The sequence below is a fragment of the Geodermatophilus sp. URMC 64 genome (assembly GCF_053502555.1).
On record NZ_CP199955.1, the window covers coordinates 473,201 to 492,970 of the forward strand.

Consider the following 19,770-nt stretch of genomic DNA (forward strand, 5'->3'; position numbering starts at 1 on the left):
AGACCTCTCCCGGAGGGGTCAGCGGGAGTCCCGGCCGGCGGCCGGGACGGAAGGGGTGCTGCTGGCGCCGGCGAAGCCGGCCGTGACCCGCACTGCTGCACCGTCCACCTGGGCCGGGGTGGGAACGGCGGATCCGGGGAGCGACGCACTGGCCGCTCCGTACGCGACCGCGCTGCGCAGCCGCTCGTCGGGGGCCTTGCCGGCGAGGTCGGCGAGCAGGTAGCCGGCCAGGCTGCAGTCGCCCGCGCCGACGGTGCTGCGGACGGCGATCCGCGGCGGCTGCGCCGACCACACCCCGTCCGCCGCGGAGAGCACGGCGCCGTCCGCTCCGAGCGTGAGCAGCACCTCGGCCACGCCCCGCTCGTGCAGGGTGCGGACGGCGGCGAGCGCGGCGCCGGGGTCGGCGAGCACGTCGGCCTCGGCAACCCCGGCGAGCTGGGCGAGCTCCTCGGAGTTGGGCTTGAGCAGGTCCGGTGCGGCGTCCGGGCCGGCGCCGAGCAGCGCCTGCAGCGGCCCCTCGGAGGTGTCGACGGCGATCCGGGCGCCGGTGTCGCGCAGTGAGCGGACCAGCTCGGCGTACCAGTCGACCGGCGTCCCCGCGGGCAGGGAGCCGGAGAGCACGACCCACCGGGCGCCGGCGGCGTGCCGGTGCAGCGCCGCGATGAGCTCGGCGCGGGTCCGCTCGTCGAGGGCGAAACCGGGCTCGTTGAGCTTGGTGGTCGTGCCGTCGGGCTCGGCGAGGGTGTAGTTGGTGCGCACCGGGGCCGGCACCGGCACGGTGGCCAGCGCCAGCCCGTGCGCGTGCAGCGCGCCGACGATCGGGTCCTCGTCGGCCGCCGGGAGCACCGAGACGACGTCGGCGCCGGCCGCGGCGAGCGCCCGGGAGACGTTGACCCCCTTGCCGCCCGGCTCGGTGGAGCTGGTCCCCAGCCGCATGACGCCGCCGCGCTCGATCGCACCCGGCAGGGCGAGCGTGCGGTCGAGGCTCGGGTTGGCGGTGAGGGTGACGACTCTGCCCATGGCTCGACTCCGGCTCGCTCCGCTCCTCGCTCGTTCCTCGCTGCGATGCTCACTCGCTCGTCGTTCTCGCGAAGGGGTCATGCGATCACGACCTCGATCCCGTAGTCCTCGAGCTGGGCGATCTGCGCCGGATCGGCGTCGGCGTCGGTGACCAGGACGTCGACGTCCTCCACGGCGGCGAAGCGGACCAGGTGCTCTCGGCCGAGCTTGCTGCTGTCGGCCAGCACGATGCTGCGCTGCGCCGCCCGGACCATCGCCCGCTTGGTCGCGGCCTCCGCCTCGTCGGGCGTGGAGAAGCCGTGCCCCGGGCTGATGCCGTTCGTGCCGAGGAAGACGGCGTCGACGCGCAGGTCGGCCAGCGCGCGGATCGTCGAGTCGCCGACGGCGGTCTGGGTGATGCCGCGGACCCGTCCGCCGAGCACGTGCAGGGTGATGCCGGGGGAGACCGAGAGGCGGGTGGCGATCGGCACCGAGTTGGTGGCGACGTAGAGCCGCCGGTCGGCGGGCAGGATCTCGGCGAGCGCCGCGGTGGTGCTGCCGCCGTCGAGGATCACGCTGCCCTCCACGGCCGGCAGGAGGTCGAGCGCGGCGGCGGCGATCTTGCGCTTCTGCTCGGTGCGGGTGCCGTGCCGCTCGCCCAGCCCGGTCTCGACGAGGGTCAGCGCCCCCGCCGGGACGGCGCCGCCGTGTACCCGGCGCAGCATCCCCGCGCGCTCGAGGACGGCGAGGTCGCGGCGGACCGTCTCCATGGTCACGCCGAAGTCCTCGGCCACCTGCGCGACCTGGATGCGGCCGCTGTCGGCGACCAGGGTGGCGATGGCGTGCTGCCGCTCTTCCGGATACAGCCTCTCCACCTCCTCCGGTGAGCCGCGGTGGCCGGGACCACATGGGATTTCCGATCATGTGGTTTTGCCGTTGCGGTGGTGTTGTTCTATGCCCGATTGGTTGACAAGTCAAGACCGATTCGTGACTCTGGTCACCGGAGACGCCGGTGTCCCCCGCCCCGTCCGCACCGATCTGCAGTGGGAGCCCTCCATGTCCGCCACCGCCCCCTCCCTGCCGTCCACCGTCGGCCCGTCGGTGCTCACCGGGACCCCCGTCGTCCCGGGTGTGGCGCTCGGCCCGGTGATCCGCCCGTCGGGCGCCGTCCGGCTGCCGTCGGAGGACCAGCCGGCCGTTCCGGAGGAGCGCCGGGGGATGGAGAAGGCGCGGTTCGCCGCGGCCGCGGAGAAGGTGGCCGAACGGCTGGAGCGCCGCGCCGCGAACGCGACCGGCGTCAGCGCAGAGGTCCTCGCCGCCACGGCCGGTCTCGCCCGCGACCGCGGCCTCCTGTCCGCCGTCGAGCAGCGCATCGACGCCGGCGCCGCCGCCGAGGTCGCCACCCTCCAGGCGGCCCAGCAGTTCGTCGACCTGTTCACCTCGCTGGGCGGGCTGATGGCCGAGCGGGCGACCGACGTCCGCGACGTCCGCGACCGGATCGTCGCCGAGGTGACCGGCCAGGGCGAACCCGGCGTCCCCGTGCCGGACGTGCCGTCCGTGCTGCTCGCCGACGACCTCGCGCCGGCCGACACGGCGGGCCTGGACCCCGCGCGCGTGATCGGGCTGGCGACCCGCCTCGGCGGCACGACCAGCCACACCGCGATCATCGCCCGCCAGCTGGGCCTGCCCTGCGTCGTCGCGGTGGGTGGGCTGGACGACGTCCCGGCCGGGGTGACCGTGCTGCTCGACGGCGAGCAGGGCACGGTCACCGTCGACCCCGATCCCGACCAGGCGCGGGCGCGCGTGGAGGCCGCCCGGGTCGCCGCCGAGGCGCTGGCCGGCTACCAGGGACCGGCGACGACCCGCGACGGCCACGCCGTCCAGGTCCTGGCCAACGTGCAGGACAGCGCCGGCGCCCGCGCGGCCGTGGCGGCGCACGCCGAGGGCGTCGGGCTGCTGCGCACCGAGCTGGCCTTCCTCGGGCACGCCGAGGAGCCCTCGGTCGAGGAGCAGGCCCGGGGCTACGCCGACGTCTTCGCCGCCTTCGAGGGCCGCAAGGTCGTGCTGCGGACCCTGGACGCCGGGTCGGACAAGCCGCTGGCGTTCGCGACCCTGCCGGACGAGGCCAACCCCGCCCTCGGCGTGCGCGGGCTGCGGATCGCCCGCCGCGACCCCGGCATCCTCGAGCGCCAGCTCGACGCGGTCGCCCAGGCCGCCCGCGAGACGGCCTCGACGCCGTGGGTCATGGCGCCCATGGTGGCCACGGTGGGGGAGGCCGCCGACTTCGCCGCCCGCGTGCGCGCCCGGGGCCTGGTGCCGGGCGTGATGATCGAGGTGCCGTCGGCCGCGCTGCTGGCCGAGCGGCTGCTCGAGCACGTCGACTTCCTGTCGATCGGCACCAACGACCTCTCGCAGTACACCCTCGCGGCCGACCGGCTCTCGGCCGACCTGGCCGACCTCACCGACCCGTGGCAGCCGGCGCTGCTCGAGCTGGTGCGGATCACCGCCGAGGCCGGGCAGCGGCGCGGCAAGCCGGTCGGGGTGTGCGGCGAGGCCGCGGCCGACCCGCTGCTCGCCGTCGTCCTCGTCGGACTGGGCATCACGTCGCTGTCCTGCGCCGCCTCGGCGGTGCCGGCGGTGGGCGCCCGGCTGGGCACGGTGGACCTGGCCACGTGCCGGGAGGCCGCCGCGGCGGCGCTCGCGGCGGACGACCCGCAGGCTGCCCGGGAGGCGGTCCGGCGGGTCCTCGCCGTCGGATGAGAGAGCAAGCTCACTCCCCAGGGTGACGTTCCCTCGGCGCGGCCTGTCGTCTGCCTGTCTTTCTTCGGAATACCTTGGCTGTTGCCTGCTTTACTACAGGCGTACCCACCAAGAACGCTTCGAAGGAGCAACCAGAGATGAGCAGCGTGACGTCCAGCTGGCGTGAGCGTCGACTGGCGGCGCGGACCCGCCGGGCGCTCGAGCGCGCCCTCGCCACCAGCACCACCCCCGCGATGCGCGACGAGCTCCTGACGCTGGCCAACAGCGCCTCGTACCGCAGCATCCCCCGCTGAGGTAGGCACTGCGGCCCCGAGGGCCGGGTGCGCAGAACCGCCACGACCCCCGGCTTCCGCGACGGAAGCCGGGGGTCGTCGCCGTCCAGTGGTGGAAGGCGTGGACGGTTCGGGACGGGTGTGCTGCGCGTGGTCGTGGACCGGGACCTCCTCTGCGGCCCCCGTTCCGGCGGGCTACCCCGAACGGGTCGGAGCTCTCAACGCGATCCCGGGGCATGCCGATCACCGGTACGTGACGAAGGAGACCGTGCCGGCCGAGGCCCGCGAGACCTCCGGCGCGGTCACCGGCAGCCTGCTGCGCTTCGTCCGGTCCCGCGCCGGCGACGAGGCGGTCGACGAGCTGCTGTGCCGGGCCGGTGTCCCGCACACCGCAGCGGAACTCGAGGACCCCGCGCGCTGGTGGAGCTACGAGACCCGCAGCAGCCTCTACCGGGCCGCGACCGAGCTGTTCGACGACCCGCAGACCATGTTCCGGGTCGGCTCCGAAGCCGTGACCAGCGGCATGACCCCGTCGCTGATCCTGGTCATGCGGGCGCTCGGCACGCCCCGGCAGGCCTATCGTCGCGTGCCGCACGTGATGGCCAAGTTCACGACGACATCCACCATGGAGGTCGCGGAGGCGACTGCCACCTCGGCGACGATGATCTACCGCGCGCAGCCGGGCTTCGCGCACTCGCGGGCCGACTGCCAGTACGCGCAGGGGCTGCTCACCACCGTCCCGACCTTCTTCGGCCTGCCGCCGGCGGTCGTCACGCACGATCGCTGCGAGTCGGAGGGGCACCCGGCCTGCGTCTACGAGCTGAGCTGGGAGCGCCGCTCCCGCCTGCGGCCCCGCCGGGCGAAGCGGTCGGCGGTCGAGCTCGAGCTCGGGGCGCTGCGCAGCCAGCTGCGCGGCCTGCAGTCGGCGGCCACCGACCTGGTCAGCAGCGCCGACCTCGACAGCGTCCTGCAGGGCATCGTGACCCGCGCTGCCGAGGCGGTCCTGGCGCCGGCGTACCTCCTGGCCGTCTCCTCGCCGGCCACGGGGGAGCCCCTCGTGCACAGCGCCGGCCTGGCAGCCGAGGACGTGCCCGGGCTGGCCGCGACGCTGCTGCAGGGCGGCGACCTCGGGCCGGGCGCGGTCATCGTCGACGTGATGTCGAGCCGGCGCCGGTACGGCCGCCTCGCGGCTCTGTACCCCTCCGGATACGGAACCGTGGGCGAGGAGCAGTCCCTGCTCGCGGCGTACGCCGACCACGCCGCCGCGGCGCTCGACCTGCTGGTCGCGCTCGACGACGCGCGGCGGGAGGCCGATCGCGCCGGGGCGCTGCTGGCGCTGGCCCATGAGCTCGCGGCCGCCTCCGACGCCTACGCCGTCTGCGCCGTGGTCGCCGAGGCGCTGCCCCGCGTGGTCGGCTGCAACCGCGGCACGATCCTGCTCTGGGACCCGGCGGAGGGCCGGCTGCGGGTGTCGGCCACGGCCGGGGACGACCCCCGTGGGACCGAGGCCGCCCTGGGAAGTTCCCTGCATGCCGAGGACACCCCCGAGCTGGTCGGCATGCTCACCGACCGCGAGCCGCTGGTGCTCCGCGAGGCGACCAGCAGCCCGGCGCTGCAGCAGTACCTGCGGGGCATCGGTTCGACCGACGCCGTCGCCGTCCCCCTGCTGGCCGGCACCACGTTCCTCGGCGTGGCCGCGGCCGGCTGGCGGGCCGGGAAGGCCCCCGTGCAGCTCGGCGGCGACGTCCTCGCCCGCCTGCGCGGTGTCGGCGACCAGGCGACGACGGCGCTGCAGAAGGCGCGGCTGCTGGAGACCGTCCGTCACCAGGCCACGCACGACGCGCTGACCGGCCTGCCCAACCGGGTGCTGTTCCTGGACCGGCTGGCCGACGCGCTCGGCGCGCCCGGCGACGGCGAGCAGCTCGCCGTCCTCTTCTGCGACCTCGACCGGTTCAAGGAGGTCAACGACACGCTCGGCCACGCCGCCGGCGACGAGTTGCTCCGGCAGGTGTCCGCCCGGCTGCTCGCGGCGGTGCGACCGGGGGACACCGTCGGGCGGCTCAGCGGCGACGAGTTCGCGATCGTGCTGCGCGGCCTGACCTCACCCGCCGGGGCGGACTCCCTCGCCCGCCGGGTGCTGCACTGCTTCGACGAGCCCTTCCGGCTCGAGGGCCGCGACGTGCGGATCGGGACCAGCGTCGGGGTGGCCGTGCACCGGGACGGCGACGGCGGCCCGGAGCAGCTGCTGCGGCGGGCCGACGCGGCGATGTACGAGGACAAGCACCGCGACCGGGGGCAGGCCCCGGCGCGCTAGTCGCGCAGCCGGGACCGCAGCGCGGCCTGGTCGGCGGCGCCGAACCCGTGCGCCTCCAGCCAGCCGAGGGGGCCGCCGTGCCGCTCGTCGAGCAGCGTGAGCACGCGGTCCATCGTCTCCGCCCGCGGGGTGTGGCGGGCGACGTCCCGCTCCATGTCCTCGGCGTAGGTCGGGGAGGCGGCCAGCTTGGCGACCAGGGCGTCGATGATCTCGGCGGTCATCGCGTAGTCGGCGACGATCTCGTCGTGCGGGACGCCCGCCACGGCCAGCGACAGCGCCACGATGACGCCGGTGCGGTCCTTGCCGGCCGCGCAGTGGACCACCGCCGCGCCCGGGCCGCCGTGTGCCAGCGCCCGCAGCGCGGCCACGACGTTCTCGCCCCGGTCGTTCAGGTACCCGAGGTAGGAGCGGACCGCCGGCGACTCCTGCTCGTCGCCCTCGGCCGTCTGCCGCGGCAGCACCGACGCCTGCCAGCCCGCCGGCAGGTCGGGGACGTCGTCCTCCTCGACCGCGAACACGTCGGTGTAGTGGCCGCGCTCGGGGATCAGCCCGAAGTGCCGGTGGACGACGTCCGGGACGGCGCGCAGCGGGCCGCGCCCCTCGAGCAGGATCTCGCCGCTGGTGCGCAGGTCGATGACCTCCCGCACCTTCAGCTCGTCGACCAGCCGCGCGACGTCGGCCTCGCTCAGGGTCTGCAGGTTGTCGCTGCGCAGGATCCGCCCGGGAACCGTCGTCCCGCCGTCGGTGGTCGGCAGGCCGCCGAGGTCGCGGGTGTTGGTCGTGCCGTCGAGGCGCAGCCAGCGGTCGATCCGGAGGGAGGTCACACTCCGACGGTACGGCGCCCGGGCGACGCGACGGCGACGTCCCGGCGAACTGTGAGCAGTTCCTCGCACACGGCGATCAGGCGGGCGCGCAGCCCGGCCGCGCGCCCGGCGAGCTCGCGCTGGCGGTGCACGTACTCGGCCTTACCCTCGGGCGTCTCGATCGCGACGGCCGCCTCGCCGTAAGCGGACAGGTCGTACGGCGAGGCCTGCATGTCGAGCAGGCGGACGTCCCGGGCCAGCTCGAAGCAGTCGAGCGCGAGGTCGCCGGGAACGGCCGGCCCGAGCTTGCCGGCCCACTTGTGGCAGTCCATCGAGGCGTGCAGGCAGCCCGGCTGCTCGAGCGCGACCTGCGACGCACGTGTCGGCTGCACCCGGTTGAGCCCGACGGCGGCCGGCGTGAAGAACCGGAACGCGTCGAAGTGGGTGCACCGGATCGGGTGCGCCTCCACCACCGCATCGGTGCCCGCCTGACCGAGCCGCAGCGGCAGCGGGTGCCGGTGCCCGTCCTGGCGGTAGACCATCGCCCACTCGTGCAACCCGAAGCAGCCGGTGAAGGCCGGCCGGGAGGCGGTCGCCGTCAGCAGCCGGTGCACGAAGGCGACGGTCTCCCCGCGGTCGGCCAGGAAGGCGTCGACGTCGAGGGTCACCGCGCCGTCGTCGGTCCGGTACCAGCGCCAGGCCGCGTGCGGCGCCGGGCCGTCGGCGGCCGGCGCCAGGACGACGCCCGCGCCCGGGTGCCAGCGGCGCAGCAGGGACGGGCGGGTGCTGTAGTACTCGAAGAGGAAGTCCTCGATCGCGTGCCGCCGGCCGGCCGCCTTCCGGGCGCGGTGCCCCTCGGTCAGTGCGTCGGCGCGCTCGGCGTGCGCCCGCGCGAGCTCCTGCCAGACCTCCGCGCGCACCCGCCCAGCGTAGGCGGGGCCGTCAGGGGGCGAGCCGGTGCAGCCGCAGGGCGAGCTGGACCTCGAGCGCGCGGTCGGGGGTCGACCAGTCCGCGCCGAGCAGCCGGCCGATCCGCTCCAGCCGCTGGCCGACGGTGTTGACGTGGACGCCGAGGGCCTCCGCGGCCCGGGCCGGGGAGCCGCCCGCGTCGAACCAGGCCGCCAGCGTCGCGGCGAGCAGCGTGCCCCGGCGGCGGTCGTAGTCGAGGACCGGCCCGAGCGTGGCCGTGACGAACCCGGCCACGTCGCGGCCCTCGCCGATCAGCAGGCCGACGAAGCCGAGCTGCGCGGCGCTCGCCGCCTGGCCGCAGCGCCCCAGGGCGAGCAGCGCGGCGGTGCACCGGTGCGCCTCGGCGTGTGCGGCCGCCAGACCGGCCGGGCCGGTGGCCGGCCCGGCGGCGCCGGCGGTGACCGGGCCGGCGGCCGCGCCGGTGATCTCGCGGGCGGCGGTCGCGGCGGCGTCCTCCGGCGCGAGCCCTGGCAGGCAGAGGACCAGGTGCCCGTCGTGCACGCCGGCCAGGCCGCCGCGCGTGGCCGCCAGGTGGGCGGCGGCCGCCACGGCCCGGGGCCGCCGCTCGTCGGGCACGCGGGCGTCGACCACGGCGTGCGGCCGGTCGAGATCCGCCCCCAGCCGCCGGGCGCGCTCGCGCAGCCCGTCGGGGTCCCGGTCGGGGGCGGTGAGCAGCTCGTCGAGCAGCTCGCCGCGCACGCGGTTCTCCGCCTCGCTCGCGGTGCGCCGGATGAGCAGGAGCAGCGCGGTGACCAGCGCCGCGCGCTCGAGGATGCGCTGGTCGGCGTCGGAGAGCTCGCCGTCCCGGTGCAGGACCAGGCCGCCGAGCAGGTCGCTGCCGACGGTGACCGCCGCGGTCCACCAGCTGCCGTCGCGCGCCGTCCGGCCGGTGGTGCGGGCCTGCGCGAGCGCGGCCGCGGGATCGGGCGGCAGCTCGCCGCCGGCGCCGACGGGGGAGGGGCGCCCCTCCTCGTCGAGCACGGTGATCCGGCCGCCCAGCACCTCGGTGACCGCGGCGGCGACGTCCTCGACCCCGCCGCCGCGCAGGACGACGCCGACGAACCGGTCGTGCGCCTCGGCCGCCCGTTCCACCGACGCGGTGTGCGCGCGCAGCTCCCGGCTGGCCGCGGAGAGCTCCTCCAGGGCGGTGCGCGTCTCCTCGAGCAGCCGGGCGTTGTCGAGCGCGATCGCGGCGTGCGCGGCCAGCGAGCCGAGAAGGGCGACCTCGGAGCGGTCGAAGGAGCGCTCGCTGCGGTCGGCGGCGTACAGGACGCCGACCACCTGCGAGCCGCGGATCAGGGGGACGCCGAGGATGGCGACCAGCCCCTCCTCGGAGACGCCGCCGTTGATCTCGTCGGTGTGGAGGAACCGCTCGTCGGCCGGGTAGTTCGACGTCGCGTAGGGCGAGGCGGTCTGCGCGACCAGCCCACCGAGGCCCTCGCCCATGCCGAGCCGCAACGCCTGGAAGCGAGCGGACACCGAGCCGTCGGTGACCCGCATGTAGGTGTCCCCGCGCGCCTCGTCGTTGAGGGTCAGGTACGCGGTGTCGGTGCCCAGCAGCTGCCGGGCGCGCCGGACGATCGCGCTGAGCACCGAGTCGACGCTGCGCAGGGCGGCCAGGTCGCTCGCCGTGTCGAACAGCGCCGACAGCTCGGACTCCCGCCGCCGTCGGGCGGCGAACGCCTCCCGGACCCGCAGGGCGAGCAGCTTGACCTGCTCCAGCTCGGCGACGGTGGCGCCGTCCGCCCCGGCGGCCCGGGCGCGGACCAGCGGCCGCTCGTACTCGATGGCCGCCGCGTCCTCGAGCAGCAGCTGGAAGTACTCGGCGGCCGACACGACCGGCATCGCGGCCGGCCCCCTGCAGGGCCCCGCCGCGAGCGTGCGAGCGGTGGGGGGCAGGGGGTCCTTCATCAGTGGGCGCTCCACCCGCCGTCGAGCACGAGCGAGGTGCCGGTGACCGAGGCCGCCGCCGGCGAGCAGAGGTAGGCGACCGCCTCCGCCACCTCCGCCGGCTCGAGCAGCCGCTTGACCGCGGCGGGAGCGAGCATGACCTGCGCCACCACCTCGGACTCCGAGAGCCCGTGCGCCCGCGCCTGGTCGGCGATCTGGTTCTCCACCAGCGGGGTGCGGACGTAGGCGGGGTTGACGCAGTTGGACGTGACGCCGTGCTCGGCGCCCTCGAGCGCGACCACCTTGGACAGGCCCTCGAGCCCGTGCTTGGCGGTCACGTAGGCGGACTTGTAGGCCGAGGCGCGCAGTCCGTGGATCGAGCTGATGTTGACCACGCGGCCCCAGCCCTGCTCGTACATGTGCGGCAGGGCGCCGCGGATCAGCCGGAAGGGCGCCTCCAGCATGAGCCGGAGGATGTAGGAGAACCGGTCGACCGGGAACTCGTGCACCGGCGCGACGTGCTGCAGCCCGGCGTTGTTGACCAGCACGTCGACGTCGAGGTCGAGGGCGGCGATGCCGTCGAGGTCGGACAGGTCGGCCACGACGGCGCTGCCGCCCACCTCCGCCGCCACGGCCTTCGCCGCCTCCGCGTCCCGGTCCAGGACCACCACGGAGGCCCCGGCGGCCGCCAGCCGCTGCGCGCAGGCCCGCCCGATGCCTGACGCGCCACCCGTCACCAGCGCCCGTCGTCCCGCCAGTTCGTCCGCCATGGGTGCACGGTACGACCGGAGCCGCCGCCGCGCAGATGTCGACTCCCCACATGGGCCGGCGAACCCGTATAGGCGTTCGGCACATGGGGCGGGTCGACACGATCCGGATGCTCGCGGGACCTCGCTGCCGCAGCCGCCGCATGTGGCGGCCGGCCACACCCGAGGCGACCAGTTCGAGGGGTGCGAGCACATGGTGACCGTCGTCACGGCTGCCTAGCGTCGATCCCCGACCGCACTCCGGCCCTCGACGAGGAGACCTCCACCCATGTCCGCACCCGCCTCCACCGGGACGCGCTTCGGCCGCGTCGTCGGCGCGAGCATCATCGGCACCACGGTCGAGTGGTACGACTTCTTCCTCTACGGTTCGGCCGCCGCGCTCATCTTCAACAAGCTGTTCTTCCCCGAGCAGGACGCGTTCGTCGGGACTCTCGCCGCGTTCGCCACCTACGCCGTCGGCTTCTTCGCGCGGCCGGTGGGCGCGCTCGTGTTCGGCCACTTCGGCGACCGGCTCGGCCGCAAGAAGCTGCTGGTCATCTCGCTGCTCATGATGGGCGGCGCCACGTTCCTCATCGGCCTGCTGCCGACCTACGCCACCGTCGGCGTGCTGGCCCCGATCCTGTTGATCGTGCTGCGCCTCGTCCAGGGCTTCGCGCTGGGCGGCGAGTGGGGCGGTGCGGTGCTGATCGTCTCCGAGCACGGCCGGCCCGAGAACCGCGGCTTCTGGGCCTCCTGGCCGCAGGCGGGCGCGCCCGCGGGCAACCTGCTGGCCACCGGCGTGCTGGCGCTGCTCGCCGCGTTCCAGTCCGACGAGGCGTTCGCCGCCTGGGGCTGGCGGATCCCGTTCCTGCTGTCGGCGGTGCTCATCGTCGTCGGCCTGTTCGTCCGGCTCGCGGTGAGCGAGTCGCCGGTGTTCCTCGAGGCGCAGCGCGCCGCGGCGGAGAAGGCGGCCGCGACCGGCGTGGCCGAGAAGGCACCGATCCTCACCGTCCTCGCCCGCTACAAGCGCGAGGTCCTCACCGCGATGGGCGCCCGGATCTCGGAGAACGTCTCCTTCTACGTGCTGACCGCGTTCACCCTGGTCTACATCCGCGACGTCCGGGGCCTGGAGGCGTCGTTCGCGCTCAACGCCGTCCTCATCGCCTCGGCCGTCCACCTGGTGACCATCCCGCTGTGGGGCGCGCTGTCGGACCGCATCGGCCGCCGGCCGGTCTACCTGTTCGGCGCCGCGGGCATCGGCGTCTGGGCCTACGCCCTCTTCGGGCTGCTCGACCAGGACAACTTCGGGCTGGCCGTCCTGGCGATCACCGTCGGGCTGCTGTTCCACGGCGCGATGTACGGGCCGCAGGCGGCCTTCTTCGCGGAGCTGTTCGGCACCAAGACCCGCTACACCGGGGTCTCCATCGGCGCTCAGCTGGCCTCGCTGGTGGCCGGCGCCCCCGCCCCGCTGATCGCGCTGGCCGTGCTGGGCAGCTTCGACGACCCCAACCCGGGTGCGGTCGCGCTGTACATGATCATCTGCGCGGCGGTCACGCTCGTCGCGGTCTGGGCCTACGGGGAGACGCGCACCCGGGACCTCGCCGGTGACGACGCTGTCGTGCCCGAGGACGACGGCCGGGCCGCCGCGACCGTCTGAGCCGCGGCACGACGAAGGGGCTCCCCGCCGGCCCGGCGGGGAGCCCCTCGTCGTCGGGCTCAGCCGGGCATGTTGCCGGGGCGGGTCACCGAGTCGTCGCGCTGGGCGTCGTCGTCCGTGGTCAGGGTGGTGTCGCGCTCGCCGCTGTCGCTGACGTCGTTGCCCGGGGTGCCGTCGACCAGGTTCTCGGTCGAGTCGGCGTCGGTCGTATCGGCGGACTCGCGGTAGCCGGTGGGCTGGGACTCGGTCACGGGCGGTCTCCTCAGGTCTTGTCGTGCTGGGCGCGCTGAGCGGTCGACAGGTCGCTGTCGGCCCGCGCCGGCTGCTCGTCGGGGGTGGCGGCGTCGCGCTCGACGGCCTCCTCGCGGGTGAGCGGCACGTCCTCGAAGGAGGAGCCGGTGTCGCTGTTGTCGCCGGTGCCCGAGGCGGTGGGCACGTCCTGCTGGATGCGGTCGCTGCCGGCGGGGTCGGTCATGGCGGGACCATGCCCATCTCGCCGCCCCGGAAACGACGACGGCCGCCGTCCGGAGGACGGCGGCCGGTGGGGCGTCGGGGACTCAGAAGGCTGCCTCCGGGACCTCCATGAGCGCGTTGTCCGTGTTCTCGACGATCGCCCGCTCAGCGGAGAGCTTCGGCAGCACCTGGGTGCAGAAGAAGCGGGTCGCGGCCAGCTTGCCCTCGTAGAAGAACCGGTCCCTCTCCGCGACCTCGCCGGCCAGCGCGGCCAGGGCGACCTCGGACTGGCGGACCAGCAGCCACGCGGTGATCAGGTCACCGGCGGCCAGCAGCAGCCGCGAGGTGTTCTGCGCGACCTTGTACAGGCTGGTCATGTCCTCCTGCGCGGCCGTCAGGTGGCCGAACATCGCGGTGAGCATGCCCTGGACGTCGGAGAGCGCGGTGGCCAGCAGCGCCCGCTCCTCCTTGAGCCGGCCGTTGCCGACCTCGGCGTCGATCGTCGCCTGGATCTGCGTGGCGAGCCAGGTCAGCGCGACGCCGCCGTCCTTGACGATCTTGCGGAAGAAGAAGTCCTGCCCCTGGATCGCCGTCGTCCCCTCGTAGAGGGTGTCGATCTTGGAGTCGCGGATGTACTGCTCGATCGGGTAGTCCTGCAGGTAGCCCGAGCCACCCAGGGTCTGCAGCGACTCCGCGGTGAGCAGCTGGGTCGCGCGCTCGGAGCCGAAGCCCTTCACGACCGGCAGCAGCAGGTCGTTCACGCGCTCGGCGAGCTTCGCCTCCTCCGAGTCGCCGGTGCCCTCGGCCTGGGCCTGGATCACCTGGTCGCGGAAGGTCGCGGCGTACAGGTACAGCGCCCGCATGCCCTCGGCGTAGGACTTCTGCAGCATCAGCGAGCGGCGCACGTCGGGGTGGTGGGTGATGGTCACCCGCGGGGCGTCCTTGCTGGTGGCGGTGAGGTCGGCGCCCTGCACGCGCTCCTTGGCGAACGCCAGCGCCTGCTGGTAGCCGGCCGACAGCGTGGCGATCGCCTTGGCGCCCACGAACATCCGGGCGTGCTCGATGACCTTGAACATCTGCGCGATGCCGTCGTGCACCTCGCCGACCAGCCAGCCCTTCGCCGGCACCGGCCCGTCGCCGAAGGTGAGCTCGCAGGTGGTCGAGACCTTCAGGCCCATCTTCTTCTCGACGTTGGTGACGTGGACGCCGTTGCGCTCGCCGAGCGCACCGGTCGCCAGGTCCACGTGGAACTTGGGGACGACGAACAGCGACAGCCCCTTGGTGCCGGGCTTGGCGCCCTCGGGCCGGGCCAGCACCAGGTGGACGATGTTGTCGGAGAGGTCGTGCTCGGCGGAGGTGATGAACCGCTTCACGCCGGTGATGTGCCAGGAGCCGTCGTCCTGCGGCACGGCCTTGGTGCGGCCGGCGCCGACGTCGGAACCGGCGTCGGGCTCGGTCAGCACCATGGTGGCGCCCCACTTGTGCTCGATCATCAGCTCGGCGAGCCGCTTCTGGTCGGGCGTGCCGAGCTCGTGCAGGACGCCGGCGAAGGCGGCCCACGCGCCGTACATGAAGACGGCCGGGTTCGCGCCGAGCACCATCTCGAAGGCGGCCCAGGTGAGCGTGTGCGGGGCACCGAAGCCGCCGAGCTCCTCGGGCAGGTCGAGGCGGTACCACTCGCCGTCCTCGAGGGCGCGGACCGACTTCTTGAACGACTCGGGCAGCGTGACCGAGTGGGTGGCCGGGTCGAACACCGGCGGGTTGCGGTCGGCGTCGGCGAACGACTCGGCGATCGGGCCCTCGGCGAGCCGGCGGATCTCGGTGAGCACACCGCGCGCCGTCTCGGCGTCCATCTGCTCGAACGGACCGGTGCCGAACCGGTCCTTGGTGTCGAGGAACTCGAACAGGTTGAACTCGAGGTCCCGCAGGTTCGCGGTGTAGTGGCCCATGCCGTGGCTCCTGTGCTCGGGGCGTGTGGCGGCGCTTGCGTACTCGCCGGTAACAACTTATTACTCGCCAGTAGCAACGGCAAGCGACAGGGCCGTGACCATGCTCTTGACGGGTGAGGCGGTCCGGCGTCCTGGCTCAGCGCAGCGCGTCCTGGCTCACGCTGCACGGTGAGCCTGGACCCGCGGGGATCAGGTCAGCTGATCCCAGACCGGGGCGTCAGGACTTCTTGCCCCGGCGGGCGCGGAGCGCGACGCCGGCGAGCCCTACGACCAGGCCGCCCAGCGCGGCCGCGATCACCAGCGCCAGCACCAGCGGCGCGTCGACGTTGCCGAACACCAGGCTCACGTCGACGGTCTGGGTGTTGAAGACGACGAAGAGCACCAGGAGGACGGTGACGAACACCAGCAGCGCCGCGGCGAGCGAGCGTCCGATGGCGCGGCCGGTGCGCCGCCTGGGGGCCGGGGGAGCCGGCTGCGTGCCGGCGGGCGCGGGGCTGCCGGGCGCACCACCGAGGCCGCCGGGCAGGGGGCCGCTGCTGCCGGCGGGGCGCGGTGCACCGGCGGGAGGCTGCGAAGCGGTCACGTCCCGAGTCTGCGGCTGTGCACGCCAGACGGCACGGCCTGCGGCGCTACCGAGACCGATTCGTCACCGGTGCGCGTCGGGCTCGGTCTCGGCGGGCGGGTAGGACGGCCCGGCCACGTCGCCGGCCCGGTCCGGGTCGCCGCCCTGGGATGCGGGATCACCGGGCGGCGCGACGGCGCTGCCGAGCGGGCCGGCCTCGGAGTCGAGCTCGGCGTCGTCCTTGTCCTTCGGGCTCGTCACGGAGGGGTGCTGCCCCGCCGGGCGGCCGGGAAACTCCCGTCAGTCGGCCAGCGCCGGACCGGCCTCGTGCCGGGGGTGCCCCGGTGTGCGCTCGCGCTGCTTCATCCGCGCCTCGAGGACGTGCCGGTCCCCGCCGGACAGCTCGCCGCGGGCACGCTCGTCGAAGGCGCGGAAGGCCGACCAGTAGCCGCCGTCGTAGTCCTCGACGATCTGGAACGTCCAGCGGTCGGCGATGACGTTGCGGCCCACCAGGTCCCGCTCCAGGTCGTCGGCGAGCTGGTCGTGCCCGGCCTTGCGGAAGAGCTCCACCGCCTCCTGGAGGGTGAGGTCGGCGGTGCCGGTCAGCCGGTGGAAGCCGTACAGCAGGCCGCGGGCGTGCTCGACGACCTCGAGCGCCTCGGACAGCTTGCCGAGCGCCTCCACCGTCGGATCGTCGAGGTCGGGCCGGGTGCGATCGCTGGTCACCGGCCCATCCTGCGGGCGGACGGCGTCAGGCGCGCGCGGTACCCCGGAGCTGCGCCGCGTTGTCGATCAGGCGCTCGGCGAGCTGACGGCCGTGGGCGGCCGGCCCGTCGGGGCCCAGCAGGCCGCCGGAGAGGTACATGCCGTCCATGATCAGGTGGATCTGGGCGGCGAGGTCCTCGCCGCTGCCCGGCAGCAGCTGATCGGCCAGCCGCTCCAGCCGCGCGTGCAGCTCGAACTTGTAGTCGGCGGCGGCGACGCGGGCCGGGTGCTGCGCGTCGTCGTACTCGCTGCTGACGTTGGTGAACGGGCAGCCGCGGAAGCCGGTGCGGGTCACCTCGCGCTCGACGTGGTCGACGACGGCGAGCAGGGCGGCGCGCGGGTCGCCCTCGCAGCGGGCCAGCTCGGCGTCGATGAAGGCCAGCACGGTGGCGGCCTTGCGCGCGAGGTAGGCGCCGACCAGGTCGTCCTTGCTCTTGAAGAGCCGGTAGACGGTCATCTTGCCCAGACCCGTCTCGCGGACCAGCTCGTCCATGCCGACGCTGCGCGAGCTGCGGCTCGCGAAGAGGCGCTCGGCGGTGTCGAGGACGATCGCCTGCCGCTCGGCGCGGCTGCGGCGGACCGGGGCCGAGGAGTCGTCAGTGGCGGCGAGGGAGAGGGCGGCGGTCACGCTCCGGATCGTGCACCAGACCGTGACGGAGCAGTTCGCGGCACGCCGAGGATTGTTGCTCTGAGTAACCAGAGGTGATCGAGTTGTCCGAGACGCCGGGGATCAGTGGGGCCGATGTGGCGACGCTGCGTGACGATCGCCGTTTCGACTTGATCCCCGGCCCTCGGTGATCAGTCCCGGCGGATGCGCCGGGGGTTGGCCAGCAGCCGGGCGGTCGCGACGGACGTCTCCGGGGTCCGGGACTCGTCGTTCTGCTCCGGGGCCGAGCCCTCGGCTACTCGCGGTTCGCGCTGCATGTCCTCCATGCCGCCCAGCCTCTCCTGGCGCCGGCCGGCGAAAACACCCCCGATCCGGTGATCCGCGTCGCACCCGGTGAGAGATCGATCACGATGTCAGGCGACCGGTGCCGCCGCCCGGTGGTGGCTGTCTGCGTCGGCGGTCTGGCGTACCTCCCGGCGCCGGCCGGTCAGCCCCAGCACGACCAGCCAGACCGCCACGGCGACCGAGACGACGAAGAAGCTCGGCGGCAGGTTGACCATCGCCGCGAGCACCAGTCCGAGCCACACCGAGACCAGCGCGATCCCGACCGCGATCGCGGCGACGGCCGGCGGGCGGGCGGTCAGCCGCAGCGCCGTGGCGGCGGGCGTGACGACGAGGGCGAACAGCAGCAGCGTCCCGACCACCTGGACGGCCATGGTGATGGTCAGCGCCAGCAGGACGACGAACGCCAGCCCCAGCGCGCGCACCGGCACGCCGCGGGCCTCGGCGACCGCGGGGTCGACGGAGGCGAACAGCAGCGGCCGGGCGATGAGCGCGAGGACGACGACCACCGCGGCGGTGAACAGCCCGAAGACGACCAGCTGGTCGGAGGAGATCGCCAGCAGGTTCCCGAACAGCACCGACGTGGTGGTGCCGGCGTTCGCGCCGGCCAGCGAGGCGAACAGGACGCCGAGGCCCGTGGCCAGCGCGAGGATCGTGCCGGTGGCGATCTCGCGCTCGGCGACCCGCCGTCCGAACAGCCCGATCAGCAGCCCGCCGCCGACGCAGAACACCGCGAGCCCCAGCGTGACCGGGGCCCCGACGAGGATTGCGCCCGTGGCGCCGGGGAACCCGATGTGCGCCAGCGCGTGCGCGGCGAAGGCGTTCTGACGGGTGATCACGAAGTAGCCGAGCAGCCCGGCGGCCAGCGCGACCAGCGACCCACCGATCAGGGCGTGCCGCATGAACGTCGCCTGCAGGACGTCGACCCAGTCGGGCTGGAAGCCGATCCCGTCGAGGAGCGCCCTCACCGGACGGGATCCCGCCACGCCGCGCGGGTGAACAGATCGCCCTGCGGTGTCCGGACGACGCCCACCGGCGTCCCGTAGAGGTGGGTCAGCAGGTCCTCCCGGACGACGTCGCCGATCGCGGCGTGGTGCGGATGGCCGTCGAGCAGGTAGACGGCGTCGGTGAGCACCGGCAGCAGCGGGTTGAGGTCGTGCGCGACCACCATGATCGTGACCCCGCGCTCCCGGCGGAGGTCGCCGAGCAGCCGGACGATCTCGTGCTGGTTGCGCAGATCGAGGTTGGCCAGCGGCTCGTCCAGGAGGAGCAGCTCGGCGTCGTCGACGATGGCCTGCGCGATCGCCACCCGCTGCTGCTGGCCGCCGGAGAGCTCGGACATCCGCCGGTCGGCGTAGTCGGCGGCGCCCACCCGCTCGAGCGCGGCGTCGACCCGGGCGCGTTCGGCGGGTGTCGTCCGGCGCAGCCCGAACCGGCCGCCGGTGAGCCCGAGCGTGACCAGGTCGCGGCAGCGCACCGCCTCGCCGATCGCGGCCGTGTAGTTCTGCGGCACGTAGCCGATCCGGCGGTTGCCCCGCCGCGGCGCCCCGCCGAGGACCTCCACCCGGCCCTCGGCGACCGGCAGCAGGCCCAGGAGCACCTGGAACAGCGTCGTCTTGCCGGCGCCGTTGGGGCCGATCACACCGACGACCGCGCCGGCCGGCACGGTGAGGTCGCCCTCGGACCAGACGGTGCGGCCACCGCGGACGACGCGGACGCCCTCGAGCGCCAGGGCCGTGGTCACCGGCCGGCCAGGGCGGTCGAGAGCTGCCGGAGCTGGGCGAGTTGCCACGAGACGAAGGAACCGCCCGCGTCCGGGGGCGATTCCGTCACCTCCACCACAGGGACGCCGGCGTCCTCGGCCGCGGCGCGCAACTGGTCGGGGACGCTGCCCTCGGTCTGGGTGTTGAAGACCAGCACGTCGACCTCGCCGTCCGACAGTGCCCGCTCGAACGCGGCGATGTCCCCCGGTGCCGGGTCGCTGTCGTTGCTGGCGGCGCGCCGGTAGCCCTCCGGCGTGACGTCGCGCAGCCCGAGGGCGCCGGCGGTGCGGTCGAACACCGTCTCGGTCGCGGCGTAGGTGCGGCCCGCGGCGGTGGCCTGCAGGGCCGCGACCTCGTCGAGGTAGGGCTGCAGGTCCTCCTGCCAGGCGGCGGCCGCGGCGGTGAAGACGTCGGCGTCGTCCGGCGCGAGCCCGGTCAGCTCCGCGGTGATGGCCTCGGCCATGCGCGGCAGCAGGTCCGGCTGGTACCACAGGTGCGGGTCGTCGCCGTCGTCCGCGCCGGCGATCGCGGCGGCGGAGACCACGGCCGGCTCGTCGTCGAGGGTGGCGATCGCGTCCTCGGCCCAGCCGTCGTAGTGGGCGCCGTTGAGGACGACGAGGTCGGCGCCGTCGAACGCCGCGAGGTCCCCCGGCCGCGGCTCGAAGTCGTGCGGATCGGCCGCGGCGGAGGCGAGCACGGTCGTGACGCTCGCGCAGTCCCCGCCGAGCCGGTGCACCAGGTCGCTCCACTGGCTGACCGAGACCACGACGTCGACCACCTTGCCGGGGCAGCGCGCGGCGTCGCCGCTGACGGTGACCGGCCGGTCCGCCGCGGAGTCCTCTCCTCCGCCGCAGGCGGTCAGGCCCAGGACGGCGAGCACCGCCAGGGCAGCGGCTGCCGATGGGGCGCGGAGCACCGC

21 protein-coding genes are annotated in these 19,770 nt (G+C 74.6%); 4 read left to right on the forward strand and 17 right to left on the reverse strand.

Features of this window, described 5'->3' with window-relative positions; translation table 11 throughout:
- Positions 1 to 18: 18 nt before the first annotated feature.
- Positions 19 to 1,020, reverse strand: coding sequence for a 1-phosphofructokinase family hexose kinase (locus ACWIYF_RS02315; RefSeq protein WP_448626506.1), 1,002 nt, complete (start codon positions 1,018 to 1,020; stop codon positions 19 to 21).
- Positions 1,021 to 1,097: 77 nt separating this feature from the next.
- On the reverse strand, positions 1,098 to 1,874 hold the full coding sequence (locus ACWIYF_RS02320; protein ID WP_448626507.1) for a DeoR/GlpR family DNA-binding transcription regulator: 777 nt from the start codon (positions 1,872 to 1,874) through the stop codon (positions 1,098 to 1,100).
- Between the two features lie 181 nt (positions 1,875 to 2,055).
- Between ACWIYF_RS02320 and ptsP the strand changes: the two genes are divergently transcribed.
- The 3 genes from ptsP to ACWIYF_RS02335 all read left to right on the forward strand — a co-directional run bounded on the left by ptsP (position 2,056) and on the right by ACWIYF_RS02335 (position 6,345).
- The gene (gene ptsP, locus ACWIYF_RS02325) at positions 2,056 to 3,759 is read left to right on the forward strand and encodes a phosphoenolpyruvate--protein phosphotransferase (RefSeq protein ID WP_448626508.1); all 1,704 of its coding nucleotides are present in this window, start codon (positions 2,056 to 2,058) and stop codon (positions 3,757 to 3,759) included.
- Between the two features lie 137 nt (positions 3,760 to 3,896).
- Positions 3,897 to 4,052 (forward strand): hypothetical protein, encoded by a 156-nt coding sequence (locus tag ACWIYF_RS02330; RefSeq protein WP_448626509.1) that lies wholly within the window; start codon positions 3,897 to 3,899, stop codon positions 4,050 to 4,052.
- Between the two features lie 232 nt (positions 4,053 to 4,284).
- The gene (locus ACWIYF_RS02335; RefSeq protein WP_448626510.1) at positions 4,285 to 6,345 is read left to right on the forward strand and encodes a diguanylate cyclase domain-containing protein; all 2,061 of its coding nucleotides are present in this window, start codon (positions 4,285 to 4,287) and stop codon (positions 6,343 to 6,345) included.
- On the opposite strand, the gene ACWIYF_RS02340 is transcribed toward ACWIYF_RS02335, so the two are convergent.
- The 4 genes from ACWIYF_RS02340 to ACWIYF_RS02355 form a co-directional block, all read right to left on the reverse strand.
- Positions 6,342 to 7,169 carry a tyrosine-protein phosphatase gene (locus tag ACWIYF_RS02340; RefSeq protein WP_448626511.1) on the reverse strand — a complete coding sequence of 276 codons (828 nt, stop codon included), beginning with the start codon at positions 7,167 to 7,169 and terminating at the stop codon, positions 6,342 to 6,344. The two genes, ACWIYF_RS02335 and ACWIYF_RS02340, sit on opposite strands and share 4 nt — an antisense overlap.
- Positions 7,166 to 8,068, reverse strand: coding sequence for a 3-methyladenine DNA glycosylase (locus tag ACWIYF_RS02345; RefSeq protein WP_448626512.1), 903 nt, complete (start codon positions 8,066 to 8,068; stop codon positions 7,166 to 7,168). Before ACWIYF_RS02345 ends, ACWIYF_RS02340 begins: the two co-directional genes overlap by 4 nt.
- 22 nt (positions 8,069 to 8,090) lie before the next feature.
- The gene (locus tag ACWIYF_RS02350) at positions 8,091 to 9,962 is read right to left on the reverse strand and encodes a helix-turn-helix domain-containing protein (protein WP_448626513.1); all 1,872 of its coding nucleotides are present in this window, start codon (positions 9,960 to 9,962) and stop codon (positions 8,091 to 8,093) included.
- A 65-nt stretch (positions 9,963 to 10,027) separates the two neighbouring features.
- Positions 10,028 to 10,777, reverse strand: a complete 750-nt coding sequence (locus ACWIYF_RS02355; RefSeq protein WP_448626514.1) for a 3-hydroxybutyrate dehydrogenase — start codon at positions 10,775 to 10,777, stop codon at positions 10,028 to 10,030.
- Between the two features lie 265 nt (positions 10,778 to 11,042).
- On the opposite strand from ACWIYF_RS02355, the gene ACWIYF_RS02360 reads away from it, so the two are divergent.
- Entirely contained in the window at positions 11,043 to 12,410 is a 1,368-nt protein-coding gene (locus tag ACWIYF_RS02360) for an MFS transporter (RefSeq protein ID WP_448626515.1), read from the forward strand.
- A gap of 59 nt (positions 12,411 to 12,469) precedes the next feature.
- On the opposite strand, the gene ACWIYF_RS02365 is transcribed toward ACWIYF_RS02360, so the two are convergent.
- The 11 genes from ACWIYF_RS02365 to ACWIYF_RS02415 form a co-directional block, all read right to left on the reverse strand.
- Positions 12,470 to 12,661, reverse strand: coding sequence for a hypothetical protein (locus tag ACWIYF_RS02365; RefSeq protein WP_448626516.1), 192 nt, complete (start codon positions 12,659 to 12,661; stop codon positions 12,470 to 12,472).
- Between the two features lie 11 nt (positions 12,662 to 12,672).
- Positions 12,673 to 12,885, reverse strand: a complete 213-nt coding sequence (locus tag ACWIYF_RS02370; protein ID WP_448626517.1) for a hypothetical protein — start codon at positions 12,883 to 12,885, stop codon at positions 12,673 to 12,675.
- 82 nt (positions 12,886 to 12,967) lie between these two features.
- On the reverse strand, positions 12,968 to 14,812 hold the full coding sequence (locus ACWIYF_RS02375; RefSeq protein ID WP_448626518.1) for an acyl-CoA dehydrogenase: 1,845 nt from the start codon (positions 14,810 to 14,812) through the stop codon (positions 12,968 to 12,970).
- A 217-nt stretch (positions 14,813 to 15,029) separates the two neighbouring features.
- On the reverse strand, positions 15,030 to 15,395 hold the full coding sequence (locus ACWIYF_RS02380) for a lipopolysaccharide assembly protein LapA domain-containing protein (protein WP_448626519.1): 366 nt from the start codon (positions 15,393 to 15,395) through the stop codon (positions 15,030 to 15,032).
- A 63-nt stretch (positions 15,396 to 15,458) separates the two neighbouring features.
- Positions 15,459 to 15,635 (reverse strand): hypothetical protein, encoded by a 177-nt coding sequence (locus ACWIYF_RS02385; protein WP_448626520.1) that lies wholly within the window; start codon positions 15,633 to 15,635, stop codon positions 15,459 to 15,461.
- A 39-nt stretch (positions 15,636 to 15,674) separates the two neighbouring features.
- Entirely contained in the window at positions 15,675 to 16,100 is a 426-nt protein-coding gene (locus tag ACWIYF_RS02390) for a hypothetical protein (protein ID WP_448626521.1), read from the reverse strand.
- A 25-nt stretch (positions 16,101 to 16,125) separates the two neighbouring features.
- Positions 16,126 to 16,767 (reverse strand): TetR/AcrR family transcriptional regulator, encoded by a 642-nt coding sequence (locus ACWIYF_RS02395; protein ID WP_448626522.1) that lies wholly within the window; start codon positions 16,765 to 16,767, stop codon positions 16,126 to 16,128.
- A 170-nt stretch (positions 16,768 to 16,937) separates the two neighbouring features.
- Entirely contained in the window at positions 16,938 to 17,072 is a 135-nt protein-coding gene (locus ACWIYF_RS02400; RefSeq protein ID WP_448626523.1) for a hypothetical protein, read from the reverse strand.
- 87 nt (positions 17,073 to 17,159) lie between these two features.
- Complete coding sequence (locus ACWIYF_RS02405; RefSeq protein ID WP_448626524.1) at positions 17,160 to 18,056, reverse strand: metal ABC transporter permease; 897 nt, start codon at positions 18,054 to 18,056, stop codon at positions 17,160 to 17,162.
- Entirely contained in the window at positions 18,053 to 18,832 is a 780-nt protein-coding gene (locus tag ACWIYF_RS02410; RefSeq protein WP_448626525.1) for a metal ABC transporter ATP-binding protein, read from the reverse strand. Before ACWIYF_RS02410 ends, ACWIYF_RS02405 begins: the two co-directional genes overlap by 4 nt.
- Positions 18,829 to 19,767, reverse strand: coding sequence for a metal ABC transporter solute-binding protein, Zn/Mn family (locus ACWIYF_RS02415; RefSeq protein ID WP_448626526.1), 939 nt, complete (start codon positions 19,765 to 19,767; stop codon positions 18,829 to 18,831). Before ACWIYF_RS02415 ends, ACWIYF_RS02410 begins: the two co-directional genes overlap by 4 nt.
- Positions 19,768 to 19,770: the final 3 nt, after the last annotated feature.

Bases quoted from the DNA above. Each gene is read 5' to 3' on its own strand.
- ACWIYF_RS02315 (WP_448626506.1), bottom strand. From the start codon at position 1,020: ATGGGCAGAGTCGTCACCCTCACCGCCAACCCGAGCCTCGACCGCACG.
- ptsP (WP_448626508.1), top strand. From the start codon at position 2,056: ATGTCCGCCACCGCCCCCTCCCTGCCGTCCACCGTCGGCCCGTCGGTG.
- ACWIYF_RS02330 (WP_448626509.1), top strand. From the start codon at position 3,897: ATGAGCAGCGTGACGTCCAGCTGGCGTGAGCGTCGACTGGCGGCGCGG.
- ACWIYF_RS02350 (WP_448626513.1), bottom strand. From the start codon at position 9,962: ATGCCGGTCGTGTCGGCCGCCGAGTACTTCCAGCTGCTGCTCGAGGAC.
- ACWIYF_RS02355 (WP_448626514.1), bottom strand. From the start codon at position 10,777: ATGGCGGACGAACTGGCGGGACGACGGGCGCTGGTGACGGGTGGCGCG.
- ACWIYF_RS02360 (WP_448626515.1), top strand. From the start codon at position 11,043: ATGTCCGCACCCGCCTCCACCGGGACGCGCTTCGGCCGCGTCGTCGGC.
- ACWIYF_RS02370 (WP_448626517.1), bottom strand. From the start codon at position 12,885: ATGACCGACCCCGCCGGCAGCGACCGCATCCAGCAGGACGTGCCCACC.
- ACWIYF_RS02375 (WP_448626518.1), bottom strand. From the start codon at position 14,812: ATGGGCCACTACACCGCGAACCTGCGGGACCTCGAGTTCAACCTGTTC.
- ACWIYF_RS02400 (WP_448626523.1), bottom strand. From the start codon at position 17,072: ATGGAGGACATGCAGCGCGAACCGCGAGTAGCCGAGGGCTCGGCCCCG.